Below are 1,479 nucleotides of genomic sequence, written 5' to 3' on the forward strand. Positions count from 1 at the left end.
TCCCGAACCGGTAGCCGCCGTGCGCGCGATCGGCGCCGCGGTGCAGGCCCCCGCGGTGAGCGCCGAGGGCCGGATCGACCGGCACCGGCTCGCGGTGCTGCGGCAGCTGACGGTCTCGTACCCGGAGGATCCCGGCGTGCTGGTCTCGCTGCTGCTGCACCTGCTGCGACTGGAGCCCGGGCAGGCCGTGTACCTGGGCGCCCAGCAGCTGCACGCGTACCTGAGCGGCATCGCCGTCGAGGTGATGGCCGCCTCCGACAACGTGCTGCGCGCGGGGTTCACGGAAAAGCACGTCGACCCCGAGGAGCTCGTGCGCGTCGTCGACTTCTCCGAGCTCGCCGAGCCGAGATTCGCGGGCAGCGAGATCGCTCCGGGTCTGGTGGAGTGGGCGCCCGGCGTTCCGGACTTCCGGCTGATGCGCACGCGGCTTCGCCCGAGCGATGACGAGTCCGGGGCGGGCGAGGCGGAGGATTCCGGTCGTGCGGAGTCCGTGGAGATCGGTGCGCGCTACCCGCTGGTGCTGATCGTGACCTCGGGCCGCGTCCGGGTCGAACGCCCGGCGGCCGAGTTCGACGAGGTCGCGAGCGTCGGCCGCGGGCAGTCGCTCTACGTCTCGGCGGGTGCGCCGATCGAGCTGAGCGGTTGCGGCGAGGCCTTCATCGCGACGGTCGGGGAGAACGCGCCCGCGGCGGATCGATCCGCCTGATCCGCATACCCGGGGCGTGTCGCAAACCCTCAAGCTCTCATTGAGCCTTTAGAATCTCCGGCTTGACTTGATCGAATCACACCGGTGTAATTGTCTGCAGGCGCTTCAGCGCCGCAGTCGTCGGAGAAACCGTTGACCGATCGGCAATCTGAGAGGAGGGCTCGCCCGAATGTCGCAGCAGCTCCCCAACCCGCAGGTTCCGAGCAACTGGTTCGTCGACCCCGTCTTCCTCGGGGTTCCCGGCGTCCGCCGCGATGAGGAGGACAACCCCCTCGCCTGGCAGGCCGACGCGCTCTGCGCCCAGACCGACCCCGAGGCGTTCTTCCCCGAGAAGGGCGGCAGCACTCGCGAGGCGAAGCGCATCTGCGACGGCTGCGAGGTGCGCAGCGAATGCCTCGACTACGCGCTCGAGAACGACGAGCGCTTCGGCATCTGGGGCGGCCTCTCCGAGCGCGAACGCCGCAAGCTGCGCCGCGAAGCCATCTGACGCGACCTTCTTGCGCGTTCCGATCGATGCTGTGAAGCGTCCGAGCCCGGCAAGTCGCAGCAAGGATCCCCGCGCCCGCTCCTAGGCTGGGTGCGTTATGCAGACCATCGTCACCACCGTGCTCGTCGCCCGCCAGGGCGGGGACTGGCTCGATCAGACACTCGCGGCCCTGCGAGGTCAGACCCGCCGCCCCGATCGGCTCGTCGCCGTCGCCGCCGGTGGGGGAGACCGCTTGGCGCGCCAGCTCGCCGACGGCGGCGCCGAGCGGATCGTGACCGCACCCGGT

General features: G+C 70.5%; 2 protein-coding genes and 1 pseudogene. All 3 read left to right on the forward strand.

All coding sequences use genetic code 11. From position 1 onward, the window contains the following. Positions 1-706: pseudogene (locus ACFPZL_RS13140) on the forward strand (mannose-6-phosphate isomerase, class I); the annotation flags it as partial. Between the two features lie 169 nt (positions 707-875). After that, the gene (locus tag ACFPZL_RS13145) at positions 876-1,193 is read left to right on the forward strand and encodes a WhiB family transcriptional regulator (protein ID WP_218116375.1); all 318 of its coding nucleotides are present in this window, start codon (positions 876-878) and stop codon (positions 1,191-1,193) included. Between the two features lie 97 nt (positions 1,194-1,290). Beyond that, positions 1,291-1,479 (forward strand): hypothetical protein (locus ACFPZL_RS13150; protein ID WP_382335814.1); only part of this gene is annotated, 189 nt, incomplete at its 3' end.

The organism is Leucobacter soli, from assembly GCF_042659205.1.
Taxonomy (GTDB): Bacteria; Actinomycetota; Actinomycetes; order Actinomycetales; family Microbacteriaceae; genus Leucobacter; species Leucobacter soli.

What these genes read in the sequence shown, in the direction of transcription:
- ACFPZL_RS13145 (WP_218116375.1), top strand. Translation starts at nt 876, where the DNA reads ATGTCGCAGCAGCTCCCCAACCCGCAGGTTCCGAGCAACTGGTTCGTC.